This is a genomic window from Fusibacter sp. A1 (assembly GCF_004125825.1).
Taxonomy (GTDB): domain Bacteria; phylum Bacillota; class Clostridia; order Peptostreptococcales; family Acidaminobacteraceae; genus QQWI01.
Window position 1 is genome coordinate 80,897 of sequence record NZ_QQWI01000010.1, and the last position, 17,591, is coordinate 98,487.

A 17,591-nucleotide genomic window follows, 5' to 3' on the forward strand; every position below is an offset into this window, starting at 1 on the left:
GGAGGAACCGATGTGAAGAAAATCATAATGGTGCTGACGATACTGTCCGCGGTGATGCTTCTTATGGCGTGTTCGCCGGAGTCCAAGACAGAATCAAATGGCGAAAGCGAGGAAGTTCCGATTTCAAGCGCTGTAAACCGTGAAAGTAAGACAGAAGTGATATCGAGTATTCAGAATATCGACTGGAACCTGGGGGCTCAACCGACCTCCCTTGATCCCCAACTGACGACCGACCCCTATGGACAGCAGGTGATCAGCCAGCTTTATGAGGGACTGTTCAGGTATGACGGCGATGAACTGGTTTTGGGACTGTGCGAAAGCTACACACTGTCTGCCGACGGTCTGGTCTATACCTTTGTCCTTAAGGATACGGAGTGGGACGACGGTTCTACCTTGACCGCGTACGATTTTGAATATGCCTGGCGAAGGGCGATCAACCCTTTAAATAACAGTGGGAACGCCCAGTATTTCAAGGTCATCGAGGGTGTCGACGAATACATGACAACCGGTACGGGGCTTCAAAAGGTGGGCATCAAGGCGATAGGAAGTTCGATTCTCGAAGTTAGGCTGGAGGCCGAGCTTGAAGGGTTCATGCACCGGCTGACCTTGCCATGCTTCATGCCTGTCAAAAACTATAGTGTCGAAGAAGGCGTTGCTCCCTGGTACACCGATTTGACAAGACTTGCTACCAACGGGCCCTTTAAGCTGGTAGAAGTGAATTACGGATTAAGCTACGTGCTTCATGATAACACTAGGTATCATATGGCTGATCAGGTCAAGCTGAACAGCATCGTCGTTGGAATGGTCGTCGACGATAATGCCATGTACCTCAAATTCAGGGGCAACTCGTTTACAGTGATCGATGTGGTCTTACCCGAGATCATTGACGAGCTTGAGGACAAGAATGCAGATTATCATATCAAAAACAATAATTCGCTCATCTTTGTGGCGATGAATCAAAAAAATAGACACTTGAGCGATGCAGGGGTCAGAGAGGCCTTGTCGCTTGCGATCGATAGGACAGCACTTTCGATCATCGCACAGCCGCTAAGCGAATCACCTGCCACAGGCATGGTACCGACAGGTGTGACGGATTCGGTGGGCAACCTATTTAGAAACGTGGCAGGAGATTATGATATCAACGTTGAAGAGGCGCAGCTCACTAGGATAAAGGCTCTTTTTGAGAACGGCGGACATGATGGGGAGAACCTGCCGCCCCTTAAGCTTGTCTATCCGGTTGGAGCCTTGCACTCTGAAGTGGTGGATTATCTTGCGATGATGTGGAAAGAAAATTTGGATGTCGATGTTCGCATCACCCAAATGTCATGGGTAGATTATCAGAATGCGTTAGCCATCGGAGATTATGATCTTGCGCTTGTAGACTGGCGTTTTCCACTGGATGACCCCCTGATGATTCTGAGTAGGCTTATGGCTGATGGAGAATACAATGTCGGAAACTGGAAAAGCGTTCGATACGATCACCTGATCAGCACTGCGAACACATTAGCTGATTTTAAGAGGGACGCCCTTATCTATGAGTCCGAAAGGATACTGATGGATCAGGTCGCTATTATCCCACTGTATTACGGAAGAGACAATTACTTAGTCAAAGAGACGTTAAAAGGATGGTCGAAAACACCAAGCGGATATTGGAATTTTAGCCGTGCTTATATGATTCAATAAGGAGAAAAGCATGATTGGTAAATTGACATCGAATCAATTGAAAGAAATGGTGTTTAAGCATCTTACTTATAGAAGGCCCGAAGTGCTGATAAGACCAGCGGTAGGGGAAGACTGCGCCGCAGTTGATTTTGGTGAGGAAGTGCTTATCATATCGACCGACCCGATCACGGGCACTGCTTCAGAAGTCGGAAAATTGGCGGTGAACATCAACCTGAACGATATCGCATCCAACGGTGTTGCACCTTTTGGACTGATGTTGACGGTGCTTGCTCCGGTAGGCACGACCCTTGAAGAGATAGAAATGGTCATGTCGCAGGCTGCGATAGAGGCCGAGAAGAACCAGGTGGAGATCATGGGCGGGCACACCGAAATCACAGATGCGGTCAACAGGATCGTCGTTTCTGCGGTGGCAATCGGGAAACAACCGAAAAGTGAGCTGATAAAGACGAGTGACATCGCTCTTGATGATGTGATCATCATGACAAAAACAGTAGGACTGGAAGGCACGGGGATCATCGCTTTTGAAAAAGAAGCCGAATTGACAACGCAGTTCGGTCCAGAGATGGTCGCAGATGCAAAAAAACTGCTCGATCAGACCAGTGTGGTAAAAGAAGGCGTACTTGCAGGTAAGTTTAAGATCCATGGCATGCATGATGTGACAGAAGGCGGACTCCTAGGCGCTATTTGGGAACTGTGTGACGCGTCGGGGCTAGGCTGCATCATCGACACGGCATCCATCCCCATACAATCGTCAACCGCACTGATCTGCGACCACTACGATATCGATCCACTCAGGCTGATCTCGAGCGGCTCCTTGATTATCATCGCCTGCGAAGAAACAGCTGAAAGCCTGTTGAAAAAGTTTGATGAAGAGGGAGTCGACGCTCAAGTGATCGGTAAGATCATCGACGATGCGTGCCTCATAGACGATGAAGGCGAACTATTCGAAATTCCGCCTCCAGAAGGGGACGCGCTATATGACGTTTTGGGATGATTTGTTTACAAATTGATGACTTTGCACACAAGTCGGACCAACTACGATACGATGGGGTAAAGTTAAGTTTAAAGAGGAGACGACAATGAGACGGATAATTACGATGATGCTGGTCTTGTGCCTGGTGATGGGGACTGTACCGATATCTTTCGCATCAAAATTTTTAGAATATGACGAGGTGCTTTTAACAGATACCTTATCCAGTACGGAAAAAGCCTATAAGACGGTAAGCGTCATGCTCGGTGGCGAGGATATCATCACCGACGTGCCTGCGATTCTATACAATTTGAACGGCAAGGACAGGACCCTTGTACCGGTTAGGGTGATCAGCGAAAGTCTAGGAGCCGATGTTGCGTGGAACGGCGATAAGAAGCAAGTGACCATTACCTATAACAGCAAGAAGATCGTACTGACGATCGACAGCGCCAAGGCCCTGGTGAATGGAAAATCATATACCCTGCCGGACGGTGTTCCAGCCAAACTGATGGCATATCAGGGTACCAATAGAACGCTTGTGCCTGCGAGATTTGTTTCTGAACAATTGGGACTCGATGTGGGCTGGATAGGCGATACAAGAACCGTGCTGCTCAATAAGAACAAACAGTCTGTGACGGGTATCAGCTATGACGGTACGGGTAAGTTTCAGGAAGTGCTGATCCATACGACCGGACCTGTGGATGTGTCCTCCTTCTATCTTGATGGGGGAACAGTTGGAGTGAACAACAAACTGGTGCTGGATATTCCAAACGCCGCTTTCAATTTTAGTGACAAGACCAAGGTGGACTCGAAAGGGGTTTCCTATCTTGGTATCCACGAGCGATACCTGACCAGCGTCAGGGCGTCTCAATTTCAAGTCACACCCATTCCGACGACTCGAGTGGTCATCGATATGGACGAAAAAAAGGGCTACGAGATCATAAAAGAGAACAACAAAATACGAATTCAATTCATCAATACGGTAAAGGATATTCGTACACAGGAGGTATTCAACGCGCAATCGGTCATCATCAAAACCGGAGAAGCGCCTGCCTATAATGTGGATACATGGAACGGAAAAGTCATTATCGATGTGGTCAACTCAAAAATGAAGTATGCGAGTGATGCCGGTTCGATTGTTCCTGTGAATAAGGGAGGTATCGAATCCTACAGCTATTCACAGCTGGATGCGACCGAATTTTATGGTGCGAATGCTGTCGTTTCAAGAGTTGTGGTGACACTTGACGATCCCACGAAAATTGATAATGTCTATGTGGAAGATGTAGACAATGAAATCTATGTCTATGTGGCGGGGAATCCGCTGAACAACTTTACTTACGGAAAAGACAGTATCGCAACTTCAAAGTTGACGCTGACAGGAATAAACGAAGTGGACTATCAGACGGTCTACCTGGAAGACGAGCATACTCTGATGCTGTTCATACCGCAAACATTCACCTATCTTAATGATTTTGATATGAAGCCTAATGACCATATCATGCATAGTATCGATGTGAAGCTCGTAAACGGTGTTTATACGGTAACGATGGTGCTGAATGAAGCTACTGATTTTGTAAAAAGTGAAACATCCGGCAAAAGCATTGCCTTTAACTTTGTGAATGAAGGGCTTAAGGAACTCAACAACACCAATAAGCTGATCGTTATCGACGCAGGTCACGGCGGTAAGGACCCCGGAGCTGTCAGTCCGATCGATAAGACAAAAGAGAAGGATCTTGTTCTAAAGGCCACACTGCTGCTCGGAAAGCAGCTGGAAGGACTCGGGTTCAAAGTCTATTATACGCGCGATTATGACACCTATGTCGGCTTGTACGACAGGGCTTCTATCGCAAACGAACTTGGTGCGGACGCATTCGTTTCAATCCATGTCAACGCGGCGCAAAATTCAAGTGCCTCAGGCGTTGAAATGCTTTATGTCGATGACAGTCGAAACTCCAAAGTCATGGCGACCTTGCTTCAAAGTGAGCTGGTCAAAGCGACTGGCGCTAAGAGTAGAGGGGTTATCGAACGATCAAAGCTTGTGGTGATCAGAGAAACACTGATGCCTGCTGTACTTGCTGAAATCGGATTCCTTACAAATGCGAACGAACTCAGAAGCTTAAACGACGATACCTATCTCGATTCTATCGTCGAAGGTCTGATGAAGGGTTTAGTCCGTTACTTGGAAGATTAATGTGTAAGCTGGTCTTATTGGGGTATTTCTCTGATATAGGCCAGCTTATTTTACTTTTAAGGAGCGGATCGATATGGTCATCTATCAAAACAAAATTGAATCAACGTTTGTTGCTGTCGATGGCGCTGTACATAGGATTATCGACGCCTTAAAAGATAAGTGTGGGCTGGATAACAAGACAGTTCTTTTTAAAATTAGTTTTATGCTGAGGGAAATGCTCAATAACGCTGTAGAGCACGGTAACGAGTTTGACAAAAATAAAATGGTGTCTTGTGAAGTGGATTGCTCCCAAAAAGGGCTATCCTTTGTTATTTCGGATGAAGGGGAAGGAATCGACTTCACCTGTAATCCGTTTCACATAGCTGACGACAAACTACTCAGAGAGCGAAACCGAGGATACATGACCATTCAGGAAATGGCATTCGGTGTGATGATCGAAGGCAATAAGGTGACGGTTACGCTTGAATTAGATCAGGAGGCTGAACGATGGAAAAGCATGTAGATGGAACAAGTGTCAGACTAGTACTCAACGACGATTTAACTGCAAACAACGTACCGGTGTTCAACGACGAGGTAGATGACAATCTAAAAAACAGTAACTCGATGGACGAACTAGTACTTGATCTAGTAAATACGGAAAATATCGATTCGGTTGGCGTCACCTTTGTCATAGGACTATATAAGCGCGTAAAGGATGAAGGCAAATTGTTCAGAGTGGTCGGAGCAAGCCAAGACGTTCAAAGTCTTTTCAAATTAATGAAACTAGATCAATTCTTCGAAATGGAAGCTTAACGAAATAGGAAGTGTTGTTATGGCATATTGTGTTCTGATCGCAGACGACGCGACGATGAACCGCGTCTTAGTCAAAAAAATACTCTCTCAAAGTCTGGATAACCTTGAATTCGTAGAAGCGATAAATGGTCAAGAGGTCATGGACATACTTGAACATACTACCGTGGATTTGATTATCCTAGATCTTATCATGCCCGTAATCGATGGATATCAAGTGCTTAAGCTCATTAAAAAGAATCCTAAGATAAGCGACATACCGGTTATCGTCAATTCCGCCATAACCGAGATCAAGTCGATTGAGAATACGCTCAAAGAGGGTGCGATCGACTATTTTACAAAACCGCTGTCCCCAAACGACATGAAAATCATCTTGCCCCTCAAGGCAAAAAACGCGCTTTTAGTGTATGAACAGACAAGGACCATCGCAGAACTTAACCGAAAAATCAACGATGAACTTAAAAATGCGAACACCTTCGCCAATATCATGTTGCCAAAATCCCGAATGTTAAGTGAGGTCGAGCTATTTATCAAGTACCATCCATCCCTTGGCATCGGAGGCGACTTTTTCGATTGTGTCGAAATTGACGGCAAAACGCATTTTATGATTGCGGATGTCACCGGCCACGGCATAGCGGCAGGGATGGCTTCTTCAATGGTTAAGATCCTATATCGAAAAAGCATTGAAAAACCGGGTATCAAACCCCATGAGATTCTTGAAGACATCAATCATTCCGTGTTCGAGATCTTTGATTTCTCTGGACACCTGAATTATTTTGTCTTTACCGCATTTGTCGGGTGTATTGAAAACGGAGTATTGTCCTTTGCCAATGCAGGTCAGCCTTATCCGCTGATCTACCACCATGCGAAGCAGGAGTTCGAGGAAATCAGAGAAAACGGTTTTCTTGTGGGAATGATGGATGACGTCACATTTGAGACAAAAGAGATAAAAGTCGCGGCAGGCGATCTGATCTTCTTATATACCGACGGATTGTTCTGTTCTGGTGATAAGGGTGATTTTACAGGCTGGGAAAAAGTCCTCTCGCTTTCAAGAAGGCTAAAGCATTCCCTTGACACCCAACCTGATGATTTCTTAGAAGAGATATTCTATGCTTTTCACATGATACACAAGTCGCATCAGTCCGAATTCACTGACGATGTCGCTCTGATGCTCATGAAAATCAAGTGAACAGAAAGGTTTATACATATTTTAATGACCTGAGGTTCAAGAGTAATTCTTGAACCTCATTTTTATGAGTCTATGGTAGAATAGTAAGAGGCTTAACAGCAAAGGAGCCATAAAACCGCGAAGGATACGAACTAAAGGAGAAATCAATGAATAGATTCGATGGAAGAATAAATGACGAACTTAGACCGGTGACGATAACAAGAGGGTATACGAAGCATCCTAGAGGATCTGTCCTGATCGCGATGGGAGACACAAAAGTGCTGTGCACCGCTACGGTCGAAGAAAAAGTGCCACCGTTTTTAAAGGGGCAAGGAAAGGGTTGGGTAACAGCCGAATACAGCATGCTTCCTTCTTCAACACACACTAGAAAAATCCGTGAATCCAGCCGTGGAAAAGTAGATGGCCGTACCATGGAAATTCAACGTCTGATCGGTAGAAGCCTTCGCTCGGTAGTGAACCTGGAACTACTTGGAGAGAGAACGATATGGATCGACTGTGACGTTTTGCAGGCAGACGGAGGCACAAGAACAGCTGCGATCACAGGCGGATTCGTCGCACTTAAGGATGCCGTCAACAGCTTGATAGCAGATGGACTACTTGAGATAAGCCCCATTACCAGTCAACTTGCCGCAATCAGCGTGGGCATCGTAAACGAACAGCCGATGCTAGACCTATGCTACGTTGAAGACTCATCGGCAGCGGTTGATATGAATGTGATCATGAATCATTTGGGTGAGGTGGTCGAACTACAAGGCACCGGTGAGGAAAGACCTTATACAAGAAAAGAACTTAATGCCCTATATGACTTGGCTGAAAAAGGAATTGCAGAACTGATTGAAGCTCAAAACAGGGCTTTGGAGGAATAATGAAGCAGATACTAATGGCAACACAGAATAAAAACAAACTCAAAGAAGTGCGTGAGATGCTTGAACCCCTTGGAATAACGGTCCTATCGATGGATGATGTCGATTTGGGAGAAGTAGACGTTATAGAAGACGGTGACACATTCGAACACAATGCCTTGAAAAAGGCGAAGGAAATAGCCGTGCTTGCGAACACTCCGGTGCTTGCTGACGATTCAGGCCTTATGGTAGACGCTCTCGGTGGTGCGCCAGGGGTCTATTCGGCGCGGTTCTCAGGGGTTGATGCGACGTCTAAGACGAATAACGACAAACTGCTTAAAGAGCTAGCTGACGTACCTAAAGAGGGCAGAGGAGCCAAGTTCGTCTGTGTCATGGCCTATGCCACACCACAAGGCGAGGCGTTCACTACAAGGGGCGAAGCGCACGGATTCATCATAGAAGAGCTAAAAGGCGAAGGCGGCTTCGGTTATGACCCGCTCTTTTATGTGACAGAGTACGAGAAGACCTATGCCGAACTGGGACCGGTCATAAAAAATAAGATTTCGCATAGGGCCAAGGCGCTGACTTTGATGAAGAAAGAACTAGAGGTGCGTGCATGAGGTATCTGATTCTGTCAGATTCCCATGGCTCTGAAGAACATATCTCCCTTTTGGACAAGGAACTGGATTCAGTGGATGCGGTGATTCATCTGGGAGATCATGCCGAGGATATTCACTACCTTTCACAAAATCCTAACCTGATTTTCTATGTCATCAGAGGGAACTGCGACAGCAAAGATTTTGGAAAATCAGAGATTTTGATTGAAGACCATGGAAAAAAGGTATTGATGACACATGGGCATCGCTACAATGTAAAAATAAATTTGATGAATTTATGCTATAAAGGCGAAGAAATTGGAGCGGATATCGTTCTTTTTGGACATACTCATTTTCCCATGACAGAAGATTTAAATGGCATGTGGCTCCATAATCCGGGCAGTTTGACCTTTCCAATGCCCGGAAGCGCCCGAGGATATTCAATAATGAAAATCGACGAAAGCGGAGTTGAGATCGTTAGACACGAGCTATTGGAATAACTACAAGATAGATGGAATGTTCAGACACTTCGGTGAATTCGAGTATCGTAAAAAAACGAAAAAAACTTAGGAAAAAGCGTTGACGAAAGGGTACTTTGTGTAATATAATTATTTTCGTCAGCTAAGACGGAGTGTAGCGCAGCTTGGTAGCGCACCTGGTTTGGGACCAGGGGGTCGAAGGTTCGAATCCTTTCACTCCGACCATTTTTCCTCTTAACTGCGGGTGTAGCTCAATGGTAGAGCTCCAGCCTTCCAAGCTGGCCACGTGGGTTCGATTCCCATCACCCGCTCCATTTTTACTTTTTACATCTGTGCCAATAGCTCAGCTGGATAGAGCAACGGCCTTCTAAGCCGTAGGTCCGGGGTTCGAATCCCTGTTGGCACGCCAATATGTGGCGATTGTAGTCAAGTGGTTAAGACACAGGATTGTGACTCCTGCATGCGTGGGTTCAAATCCCATCAGTCGCCCCATTATCCTTTGGGGATTCGCCAAGCGGTAAGGCACCGCCCTTTGACGGCGGCATTCACAGGTTCAAATCCTGTATCCCCAGCCAAGTGGTCCATTAGCTCAGTCGGTAGAGCATCTGACTTTTAATCAGGGTGTCCCGCGTTCGAGTCGCGGATGGATCACCAAGCAATAAAAAAGACAACTCATACGAGTTGTCTTTTTTTATTGCAATGATATTTGTTTGTGCCAAACATCACGAATGTTTCTTATTCGTGAATCCTGAAAGTGAACGTATTTTGTTCACGGAGGATGGAAATCCCAAATCGTGAATCTAAATAGATATAAAAGTCATCAACTGCCATATTAACCAAGATAGATCATTCGCATTTAAATCGACTTCTCAACAACTCCCAATTTCCCTGTTTACCCCCATCATTTACAGGGTATCAGACCCATGAAATAGTCAGAATAATGAATTACTTAAAAACCCTTTACAAACAGGTTTATATATAGTACTATAGCATAGTTGTCGTAACGAGGCAGCACAATAAACTTGGTCCATTAGCTCAGTCGGTAGAGCATCTGACTTTTAATCAGGGTGTCCCGCGTTCGAGTCGCGGATGGATCACCAAGCAATAAAAAAGACAACTCATTGCGAGTTGTCTTTTTTTATTGCAATGATATTTGTTTGTGCAAACATCACGAATGTATTTTATTCGTGAATCCTGAAAGTGAACGTATTTTGTTCACGGAGGATAATATGTCCTTTATTCCCGAATCTGTAAGTAGATAGAATTCTTTTATTACTCATAAACCTCGTAATCCAATTGATATGTTAAAATAGTAATTACGTACACACCCAACCCCAAAGGAGCCCACCAAAAATGAAGATCCACTTCCGACCACTTGGAACATTCAAGACAAACGGATATCTATACGCTGTGACAGTGGCGTTTAAAGGCGATAAGCTAGTCCTGGTACATCATAAGGACAGAAACACCTACGAGCTGCCAGGCGGCACTAGAGAGCCAGGAGAAGACATCAACGATACAGGGTCTAGGGAACTGATAGAAGAATCGGGTGCGAAAGACTTTATCATAGAGCCTTTTTGCGATTACGGCGTCGAAAGAGACGGTGAAATCTCAACTGGAAGACTATTCAAAGCCCAAATCAGCACATTTGACGAGCAGCTCCAACACGAAATGGAACAAGTGAGCCTCTTCGACGAGCTCCCACCAAACCTAACCTACCCAGAAATCATCACAGCCCTGGTAAACACAGTGAAAACCATTCAAAATACAGAAAACATTCATATAACCACTTCACAAGAAGTGTAAATTGAGTTAGAATGGACTAGTACTATTCAGTAGTACAAAAAATTCAATACGCGGTATTAGCTCAGCTGGATAGAGTAGTAGGCTTCGTCTACGAATTCTTTCCATTCGTAGCGCCCCACCGGCAAGGATAACGTATTTTGTTATTCCGAAGAGGTGCCTAACCTCTTATGTGAGAAGCAAAATTAGAAAAAAGTAAATTTGAATCATACAATCATATATGCGGTATTAGCTCAGCTGGATAGAGTAGTAGGCTTCGAACCTATTGGTCGGGGGTTCGAATCCCTCATGCCGCACCACATTTAAGAGAGTCACGTCAACGTTTATAGCGTTTGAAGTGACTCTTTTCATTTTACAGGAAAAGGAGATCGCATGAGGTATAAAGTAAGTACTATGGTATTAATTGTTTCAACATTACTTGTTGGTTGCGCAAGTAATCTGCATAATCCCAATGAAACACTAACTACAGAATCTCAAAAAAATCAGACTACTCCGATTACTACTGTACTAGAAACAGAGGTTGAATCTGAAAATCCAGTAGAAACTTCATCTAACAAGAACGAAAACATCACCTCAAATCTGCTTGATTCAAATAAGATAAAAGTCGGAGAACAAGGTTTAAACTTTACAACGTCTAGAGAGGAAGTATTTAAACTATTAGGTGAGCCATTGAAGAGTGAAAAAGCAATGGGAGTTGTAGTATATGACTTTGATGGTTTACGACTTGCTTTTATTGAAGAAGAATTAGCCTTTATTAATATATATAAGTCTTTATATCAGGCTCCATATCAGATTGAAGTTGGGGAGAGTATAATTGATATAAGTAAAAAATATGGATTACCTCTGGAGCTAGTCACATTGGGAGCAACTGATTTGACAGCTGATGACGAATTGGCAACTATGATCCGCAATCATAACAGCTCGGTCTATGAGTTCATTATTGATGATACATATAGGTTTATTGCTCATATAGACGTGGATTCCTTAAAATCGGATTATTTCGAAATTGGACGTTTGGAAGCACGAAAGGAATTTAAAGTAGTTGAATTGGATGATTTTAGTAAGGACATCAAAGAAATCTCTGAAAAGTATGGCTATCCAGATGATGTGTATATTAGTGGAGATAGTGGTCTTATTTTAAGCTATACTAAGCCGTATGATAACATAACTATGCTAAATGATTATGTCTTAAAATCAAACGAATTGTACTTAATTGATGATTGGATATGCCCCAAAGGAATTAAAGCTGGTACTTCAGTAAAAGCAGTTTTGAATATTCTCTATGATCAGAATACGCTTTTAGACTATGGAATTACAAGTGAAATGAATAATAGTGAAATTATTACTTTAATTACTGAAAATAACGCCTATGGTATTCTTTCTTTTGATGAGGCTGAATATAGTGGAAGTTATCGATTTAATAATGACGGCGATGTTGACTCCCTAGTGATTTCGAGGAAATGGATAATTGACTATGAGGTACCTTTGACTGATGAGGAATTTGAGGTTCCTGAATATGATAAAGATAAGTTTATGGATTCGAGTGAGATGTATTTTTCAAATATTGGCATAGGTTCGACTAGAGAAGACGTTTTTCAGACTCTTGGAAATCCAATCTATAATCAAATTGGATTTGATGATTTTCTAGGAAAGTATCAGATATGTGGGTTTGAGAAAGGAGAAGCTTATTTTGATATATTATCAAATCTAAGTGATTTATCAGATGGCTGGGTGTATACACTTGTCGTCTGGGATCCTAGTTTAATTGGGCCAAGGGGATTGAAAATTGGTGAATCTATAAATAGAATACTTGAATTATTCCCAACCTTTGAAGTTGATGATATAACAAGCTTGAATGAAGAAGCAAAGATATATTCATTAGACGATTCAAATTCTTACGAGCTCGGAATCTGGGCTTCACCTGAAGAAGATGACTCCACCTCGGGAATTATTGTCGTTAGAATAAAGTGGATTGATACTTTTATCATTTTTTATGAAAAGGGAATTATAACAAAAATGGCATTAGATACAATGCTAAACTAATTAAGTCTAAACAACATCCTTCGATTAGGTTTTTACTTGAATACATAAATTGCGATAAAAAAATGAGGATTACACGCAAGTAGGACTGGTCATTAGACTGGTCCGTTTCTTTATGCCCATATGGATTCGAAGCATCGGTTGTAGGTAAATCAAATCCAAATGCCATATTATTTATGACAGGCGTTAGCTTGTTGGTGACGAACCATTAAATTCCGATTTGTCATGTCGAATTAATGTCTGTATAATTCTCGACATGGTATTTTATGGTATTATAGAAGTAGAGCAATGGAATGAACAACTCCCCCAAAAAGGATATATTATCACTAGCTAACTAACGTTCACATCTTGTCACCATTAAGCGTAAGCTGTGCTTATGGTTTTAAGAAAGGATACCCATGAGTAAAAAAACGTTACTTGCTATAGCATCAATTCTCTTATTTGCTACTATAGTCATTTACATCAACACTCCGAAAATGTATGTTAGGTCTTTTGAAACACTTGAAAGTCTAAATGCCGCAAACACGCCTTACCAATTTAGTACGTTTAATAGTCAAATTAAAATCAGCTCAATAGACTATTACGATGATTCGTTTACTTCGCCTTATGTAAAGTTCAAATGTACGATAGATGGGTCCTGTCTTCAGTACATTGTAGGCGGTAATTTTACTGTAGACTCAGAAGGTACAGAGGTGCGGTATAAGAATTCAACCTACGTACTATATGCCCATAATGATTACACTAACAGTTCTCTCTTCAATGGACAGTACATTGTAAAGTGGGTTAACAAACTGAATACAATAAATTCTCCGGTAGGTGGCATCGTTTATAGTTATTTGGTTTTCGATACTCCTTATGATACAAATGAAATCTTGAGTCTTACAGACTTGTTTGAATAACTTAAGCAAACTCAGCAAACTAAAATGAAGTAATGTATCCCAATCCAATAAAAATCAAATCTTTCCATACATTGAATCTGAATTCAAAATCGAGTGAGGGGTTAGTTGTGAACAAGAAAATATTGTTAGTAACGGTCAGTGTTTTTTTATTGCTTCTTTTATTTATTGGAAGTAAATTCCTATTAAGTACCGATGAGCATGATGTCGTCTTTCGAAGTGATTTAAAAGAAAACAAAAGTTTCTATGCTTCATACGATAAAATTGTACGTACTATTGAAGAGGCAGCTATTGAGTCATATGCTGTGGTAACAGCGACTTTGGATAAAGTTGAACCGTTTGATGCAGATACATATGAGTACTATTTTACACTTCATGATTATATTGCAGGGAATGAAATTGATCAGCAGTTTATGATATTTTCTTACGATTTGGAGTTGGTTCCTGGAACTCAATATTGCATGTTTCTTAATGAAGAATACACCGGAAATACTCCCGCTCCCAACTATTCCATTGCATATGATATTATTTACACCCTTGAGGACAAAAAAAATGTTGAAGCATATTCTGATATCCCGATAAATGACTTGTTGGACTATTACAATCTGTCAATGCTGTCCAAATTTGAGGATAAGGTAATTAGAAGAGACCATAAGTACAAAATTCAAAAGCATATAGACCTTGATGCGGCAATTGAAGCTGCATCATTCAAAATGAAAGTAAGCGTTGGTGAACTTGCTCGCAGTAATAAGTACAATTACTTTTATGAATATGAGATTATTGAAACTTATTCTGAAAAGAATTCAGTAGTGAAGTACTTGGTTTCCGGTAAAAAGCTAGAAAAAGGAATTGAATACTTTGTATTACTGGATAGCGGTTCCGTAGCTGTTGATAAGGAGTTTGGGATTCTAGAGACTGATGAATATGAAGAATATCAGATTGATAAAATCCGAAACTTCAAATAGTGCAGAAAAATAGTCAGGTGTTTCCTTAGATATAGATGTACCGAAAAGCTTTGGGTGTCAACCGATTCATAGTCTGATGCATTGACCCCATTCTATCGTCGTTTTAAACAAATCCCAGTTTTTAACATGCAGTTACCATACCGACAGTAGCCTGCAAATACTTTCCATAGATAATCTCCACCCGCCTATGTTATAATAAGATAATTATTTGAGAGGTGATGATGTGAAATTATATTTAGTGCGACACGGTGAAACCGATTGGAACAGAGAAGGCAGAATGCAGGGACGTAAAGAAGTGGACATTAACCTGTTTGGTCTGAGACAAGCCCATCTTTGTGCAAAGCGACTTAAGCATATCCCTTTTGACAGCGCCTATACAAGCCCGCAGAGCAGGGCGATTCAGACTGCCGAAATCATCACAAGAAACCACGACCTTACACTGAACAAACACCCCAACCTTCAAGAAATCCATCTAGGATCGTGGGAAGGGCTGACTTGGTCGGATGTCAAGAAGAAGCATCGTGGTCTGATGGATGATATGAACAGGGAAAAGAAAATGGCGAACATCCATGGAGGCGAAACCTATGAGGATGTGATCGACAGGGCGATGCGTTTCATTGATGATATCGAAGATACCGACTTGAAGAATGTGCTGGTGGTCACCCACGGCGGTGTGATCAAATCGATGGTGACGCATATTCTTGGGCTTTCGATCGAAAAGCGATCAAACTTTCATATCACCAACACAAGCGTCTCTGTCCTTGAACGTGACAAGGCCGGAAAATGGAAGGTGCTTACGATGAACGACCATAGTCATTTGGAAGAATTGATGTTTGATTAGTGTTAAAATTATTTTATAACGTTTACAAACCACTATATGTTGTGGTAGTATAAGTTAGAACTAAATCATAAGACAGTCTAGGTGCCCGAAAGGGATAATAGGGAATGAGGTTTAAATCCTCAGCAGCCCCCGCTACTGTAAGGTGTTACGAACCCCATTGCCACTGCTGACGCGGGAAGGTGGGTAGTAGGTTTGACCACCGAGCCAGGAAACCTGCCAGACATGTACTAATACACCTTCGGAGGGAAGGCAGTGGAGACTATTCAGTTAATTTCCCTGTTGCCTTTAGGTAACAGGGTTTTTATATTTAGTAATGCTTTAAATGCTTTGATTTAACCTTTATCGAATAACTTGAAGAATCTGCTTCGATCCTCGACATGACTGTCGGGGATTTTTTTTTGAGACCCTAACCTTTAGCGTACCTTTTCAGTTTTCTTTGCTATAATAAGGTGATAAAAAGTAATTACTTGGGGGACTTATGAGAACTGTATTTTATTTAGAAGACAAATTCAACGATGAGAACATCATGTTCACAAAAGCGTTTCAGCCACATTCCATCGTGTATCTTTCGACGATCAGAGGACTGCATGCTGGGTATTATGAAGATTTTGCGGATTATATCATCAACGACTTTCCGACGGTCAACATTGAGGTAAAGTATATCGAAGAGGTTACGATTCCTGTGATGACAGAAATATTCAAGTCATATCCCATGCTGGATGGTGTCCATCTTGCCAGTTCGAACAGCCTTTTATCCATTATCGCGACCAAAGCCTCTGAACTTGCCGGTGTAAGGTCTTTTTATACCGATCTTAGTAGAGACAGCATTCTGGAGTTTGACGGATCTAAATGCAATGTGGTTAAGTCTGACATCGAAGGAATCGAAGTATCCGACTATATCGATATCGCCGGTGGGGACATCTTACGAAAAACGACCATCTTCAATGAAGATCCGCTGATCAGGCTGCTGACAGACTTTATCGCCGAAAATCAGAGCAGATGGAAGAGGATCAAAAGGATCCTGGGTAGACCCGATGTGTTCAACCATCATGAGGAGAACAAGGGTGAGATCGAGGCGGTACTCAGTAATCTTGATAAGAGCGAGTATCTGCAGTTTAAATGGCTGAAAACCTTCATGAAAAGTATCGGCTATGTCAAAACGAAAAAATCCAAGGACGGAAATCTGATTTTAAAGTTCAAAAGTCCTGAGCATAAGCAGTTCCTCTTTATCACGGGGTCGTGGTTAGAAACCTTCACCTACAAGACGATACAGCTTGTGGACGATGTGACGGATATCGAAACGGGTGTTTCCTTCTCGTGGGATAGCGGCGGTGATGTCGTGAAAAACGAAGTGGACGTGTTGGTGTCTTATCACTCCAGACTGTTCTGCTTTTCTTGCAAGGATTCGTCCAACTACGATGTGAACACGCTCAATGAGCTAAGTGTATATGCGCAGCGTATCGGTGGAGCGAATGTTAAGAAAGTGTTGGTTGTCACCGACGCTCCAAGGAAAGATACTGTAATAGAAAGAGCAAGAGAGATGGGCGTATACGTCTTATTATATGAAGGAAATCCGATGGGATTCAGAAGACAGATCGAACGACTGTTTTTAGATATCGACATCATGATTTAAGGAGGCCTTATGCCAAAAAGTTTATTTGATATTATCGGTCCTATCATGGCGGGGCCTTCCAGTTCACACACCGCAGGCGCCGCAAAACTAGGTGGACTTGCGCGCAGGTTTGTAAAAGACGATATCGCAAGCGTCGTGTTCTATCTCCACGGATCGTTTGCGAAAACCTATAAGGGACATGGAACAGACAAGGCTCTATTAGGTGGAATCATGGGACTACCTGCTAGCAGCCCTGAGTTGAGGTTCGCCTTTGACCTGGCTAAACAAAGTAAGATCGACTATAAGTTTGTCGAAGCCGACCTTGGAGATGTCCACCCGAATTCGGTAAAGATCGAAGTGGTCGGCAGCGACGGGAAAACCACCGTCATCAGCGGCGCGTCCGTTGGTGGAGGTGCTGTTAAAATTACGGCTATCAACGGCATTAAGATGAGTTTGAGCGGGGATTACCCTGCGATTGTGACCCACCATGTGGATCGAAGGGGTATTCTGTCTGTCATCAGCAGATTCTTAGCAGAAAACGGACTCAATGTCGCCACAGTCAATCTGTTTAGAAGCGAAAAGGGTAAAGACGCCTTTATGATCATCGAATCGGATGATGATTTTGACGATGCGATCGCAGAGGAATTAAAGCGCGAAGTTCAGGACATGATCGACGTGTTCATCATAAAATAGGA

The 17,591-nt window shown here is 42.7% G+C and carries 15 protein-coding genes, 8 tRNA genes and 1 riboswitch; all 23 genes read left to right on the plus strand.

Annotation, left to right across the window (positions count from 1 at the left end):
• Positions 1-12 precede the first annotated feature (12 nt).
• Complete coding sequence (locus DWB64_RS14580; RefSeq protein ID WP_129488988.1) at positions 13-1,683, plus strand: peptide ABC transporter substrate-binding protein; 1,671 nt, start codon at positions 13-15, stop codon at positions 1,681-1,683.
• A 10-nt stretch (positions 1,684-1,693) separates the two neighbouring features.
• Complete coding sequence (locus DWB64_RS14585) at positions 1,694-2,677, plus strand: AIR synthase family protein (RefSeq protein WP_129488989.1); 984 nt, start codon at positions 1,694-1,696, stop codon at positions 2,675-2,677.
• 85 nt (positions 2,678-2,762) lie between these two features.
• Positions 2,763-4,844 carry an N-acetylmuramoyl-L-alanine amidase gene (locus DWB64_RS14590; protein ID WP_129488990.1) on the plus strand — a complete coding sequence of 694 codons (2,082 nt, stop codon included), beginning with the start codon at positions 2,763-2,765 and terminating at the stop codon, positions 4,842-4,844.
• Between the two features lie 73 nt (positions 4,845-4,917).
• Entirely contained in the window at positions 4,918-5,346 is a 429-nt protein-coding gene (locus DWB64_RS14595) for an ATP-binding protein (RefSeq protein WP_129488991.1), read from the plus strand.
• The gene (locus DWB64_RS14600) at positions 5,331-5,636 is read left to right on the plus strand and encodes an STAS domain-containing protein (protein ID WP_129488992.1); all 306 of its coding nucleotides are present in this window, start codon (positions 5,331-5,333) and stop codon (positions 5,634-5,636) included. The genes DWB64_RS14595 and DWB64_RS14600 overlap by 16 nt, the downstream gene beginning before the upstream one ends.
• A gap of 19 nt (positions 5,637-5,655) precedes the next feature.
• Positions 5,656-6,822, plus strand: a complete 1,167-nt coding sequence (locus DWB64_RS14605; RefSeq protein WP_129488993.1) for a PP2C family protein-serine/threonine phosphatase — start codon at positions 5,656-5,658, stop codon at positions 6,820-6,822.
• A 146-nt stretch (positions 6,823-6,968) separates the two neighbouring features.
• The gene (rph, locus tag DWB64_RS14610) at positions 6,969-7,688 is read left to right on the plus strand and encodes a ribonuclease PH (protein ID WP_129488994.1); all 720 of its coding nucleotides are present in this window, start codon (positions 6,969-6,971) and stop codon (positions 7,686-7,688) included.
• Entirely contained in the window at positions 7,688-8,284 is a 597-nt protein-coding gene (locus DWB64_RS14615; protein WP_129488995.1) for an XTP/dITP diphosphatase, read from the plus strand. Before rph ends, DWB64_RS14615 begins: the two co-directional genes overlap by 1 nt.
• A complete protein-coding gene (locus DWB64_RS14620; RefSeq protein ID WP_129488996.1) occupies positions 8,281-8,760 on the plus strand; it encodes a YfcE family phosphodiesterase in 480 nt (159 codons plus the stop codon). The genes DWB64_RS14615 and DWB64_RS14620 overlap by 4 nt, the downstream gene beginning before the upstream one ends.
• Before the next feature lie 127 nt (positions 8,761-8,887).
• A tRNA-Pro gene (locus tag DWB64_RS14625) sits at positions 8,888-8,964 on the plus strand.
• A gap of 15 nt (positions 8,965-8,979) precedes the next feature.
• Positions 8,980-9,053, plus strand: a tRNA-Gly gene (locus tag DWB64_RS14630).
• Positions 9,054-9,071: 18 nt separating this feature from the next.
• Positions 9,072-9,148, plus strand: a tRNA-Arg gene (locus DWB64_RS14635).
• Positions 9,149-9,155: 7 nt separating this feature from the next.
• Positions 9,156-9,231 (plus strand) — tRNA-His (locus tag DWB64_RS14640).
• An 8-nt stretch (positions 9,232-9,239) separates the two neighbouring features.
• A tRNA-Gln gene (locus DWB64_RS14645) sits at positions 9,240-9,314 on the plus strand.
• Between the two features lie 3 nt (positions 9,315-9,317).
• A tRNA-Lys gene (locus DWB64_RS14650) sits at positions 9,318-9,393 on the plus strand.
• 370 nt (positions 9,394-9,763) lie between these two features.
• Positions 9,764-9,839, plus strand: a tRNA-Lys gene (locus DWB64_RS14655).
• A 253-nt stretch (positions 9,840-10,092) separates the two neighbouring features.
• Positions 10,093-10,545, plus strand: coding sequence for an NUDIX domain-containing protein (locus DWB64_RS14660; RefSeq protein WP_129488997.1), 453 nt, complete (start codon positions 10,093-10,095; stop codon positions 10,543-10,545).
• 219 nt (positions 10,546-10,764) lie between these two features.
• Positions 10,765-10,841 (plus strand) — tRNA-Arg (locus DWB64_RS14665).
• 73 nt (positions 10,842-10,914) lie between these two features.
• Positions 10,915-12,585, plus strand: a complete 1,671-nt coding sequence (locus tag DWB64_RS14670; protein ID WP_129488998.1) for a hypothetical protein — start codon at positions 10,915-10,917, stop codon at positions 12,583-12,585.
• Positions 12,586-13,588: 1,003 nt separating this feature from the next.
• The gene (locus DWB64_RS14675) at positions 13,589-14,443 is read left to right on the plus strand and encodes a hypothetical protein (protein WP_129488999.1); all 855 of its coding nucleotides are present in this window, start codon (positions 13,589-13,591) and stop codon (positions 14,441-14,443) included.
• A gap of 223 nt (positions 14,444-14,666) precedes the next feature.
• The gene (locus DWB64_RS14680) at positions 14,667-15,284 is read left to right on the plus strand and encodes a histidine phosphatase family protein (RefSeq protein WP_164980429.1); all 618 of its coding nucleotides are present in this window, start codon (positions 14,667-14,669) and stop codon (positions 15,282-15,284) included.
• Positions 15,285-15,346: 62 nt separating this feature from the next.
• Positions 15,347-15,520, plus strand: a riboswitch (cobalamin riboswitch).
• Between the two features lie 242 nt (positions 15,521-15,762).
• Positions 15,763-16,917 carry a Card1-like endonuclease domain-containing protein gene (locus DWB64_RS14685; RefSeq protein ID WP_129489001.1) on the plus strand — a complete coding sequence of 385 codons (1,155 nt, stop codon included), beginning with the start codon at positions 15,763-15,765 and terminating at the stop codon, positions 16,915-16,917.
• Between the two features lie 9 nt (positions 16,918-16,926).
• Entirely contained in the window at positions 16,927-17,589 is a 663-nt protein-coding gene (sdaAB, locus tag DWB64_RS14690) for an L-serine ammonia-lyase, iron-sulfur-dependent subunit beta (RefSeq protein ID WP_129489002.1), read from the plus strand.
• Positions 17,590-17,591 lie beyond the last annotated feature (2 nt).

Bases quoted from the DNA above. Each gene is read 5' to 3' on its own strand.
- DWB64_RS14585 (WP_129488989.1), top strand. From the start codon at position 1,694: ATGATTGGTAAATTGACATCGAATCAATTGAAAGAAATGGTGTTTAAG.
- DWB64_RS14590 (WP_129488990.1), top strand. From the start codon at position 2,763: ATGAGACGGATAATTACGATGATGCTGGTCTTGTGCCTGGTGATGGGG.
- DWB64_RS14595 (WP_129488991.1), top strand. From the start codon at position 4,918: ATGGTCATCTATCAAAACAAAATTGAATCAACGTTTGTTGCTGTCGAT.
- DWB64_RS14600 (WP_129488992.1), top strand. From the start codon at position 5,331: ATGGAAAAGCATGTAGATGGAACAAGTGTCAGACTAGTACTCAACGAC.
- DWB64_RS14605 (WP_129488993.1), top strand. From the start codon at position 5,656: ATGGCATATTGTGTTCTGATCGCAGACGACGCGACGATGAACCGCGTC.
- rph (WP_129488994.1), top strand. From the start codon at position 6,969: ATGAATAGATTCGATGGAAGAATAAATGACGAACTTAGACCGGTGACG.
- DWB64_RS14615 (WP_129488995.1), top strand. From the start codon at position 7,688: ATGAAGCAGATACTAATGGCAACACAGAATAAAAACAAACTCAAAGAA.
- DWB64_RS14620 (WP_129488996.1), top strand. From the start codon at position 8,281: ATGAGGTATCTGATTCTGTCAGATTCCCATGGCTCTGAAGAACATATC.
- DWB64_RS14660 (WP_129488997.1), top strand. From the start codon at position 10,093: ATGAAGATCCACTTCCGACCACTTGGAACATTCAAGACAAACGGATAT.
- DWB64_RS14670 (WP_129488998.1), top strand. From the start codon at position 10,915: ATGAGGTATAAAGTAAGTACTATGGTATTAATTGTTTCAACATTACTT.
- DWB64_RS14685 (WP_129489001.1), top strand. From the start codon at position 15,763: ATGAGAACTGTATTTTATTTAGAAGACAAATTCAACGATGAGAACATC.
- sdaAB (WP_129489002.1), top strand. From the start codon at position 16,927: ATGCCAAAAAGTTTATTTGATATTATCGGTCCTATCATGGCGGGGCCT.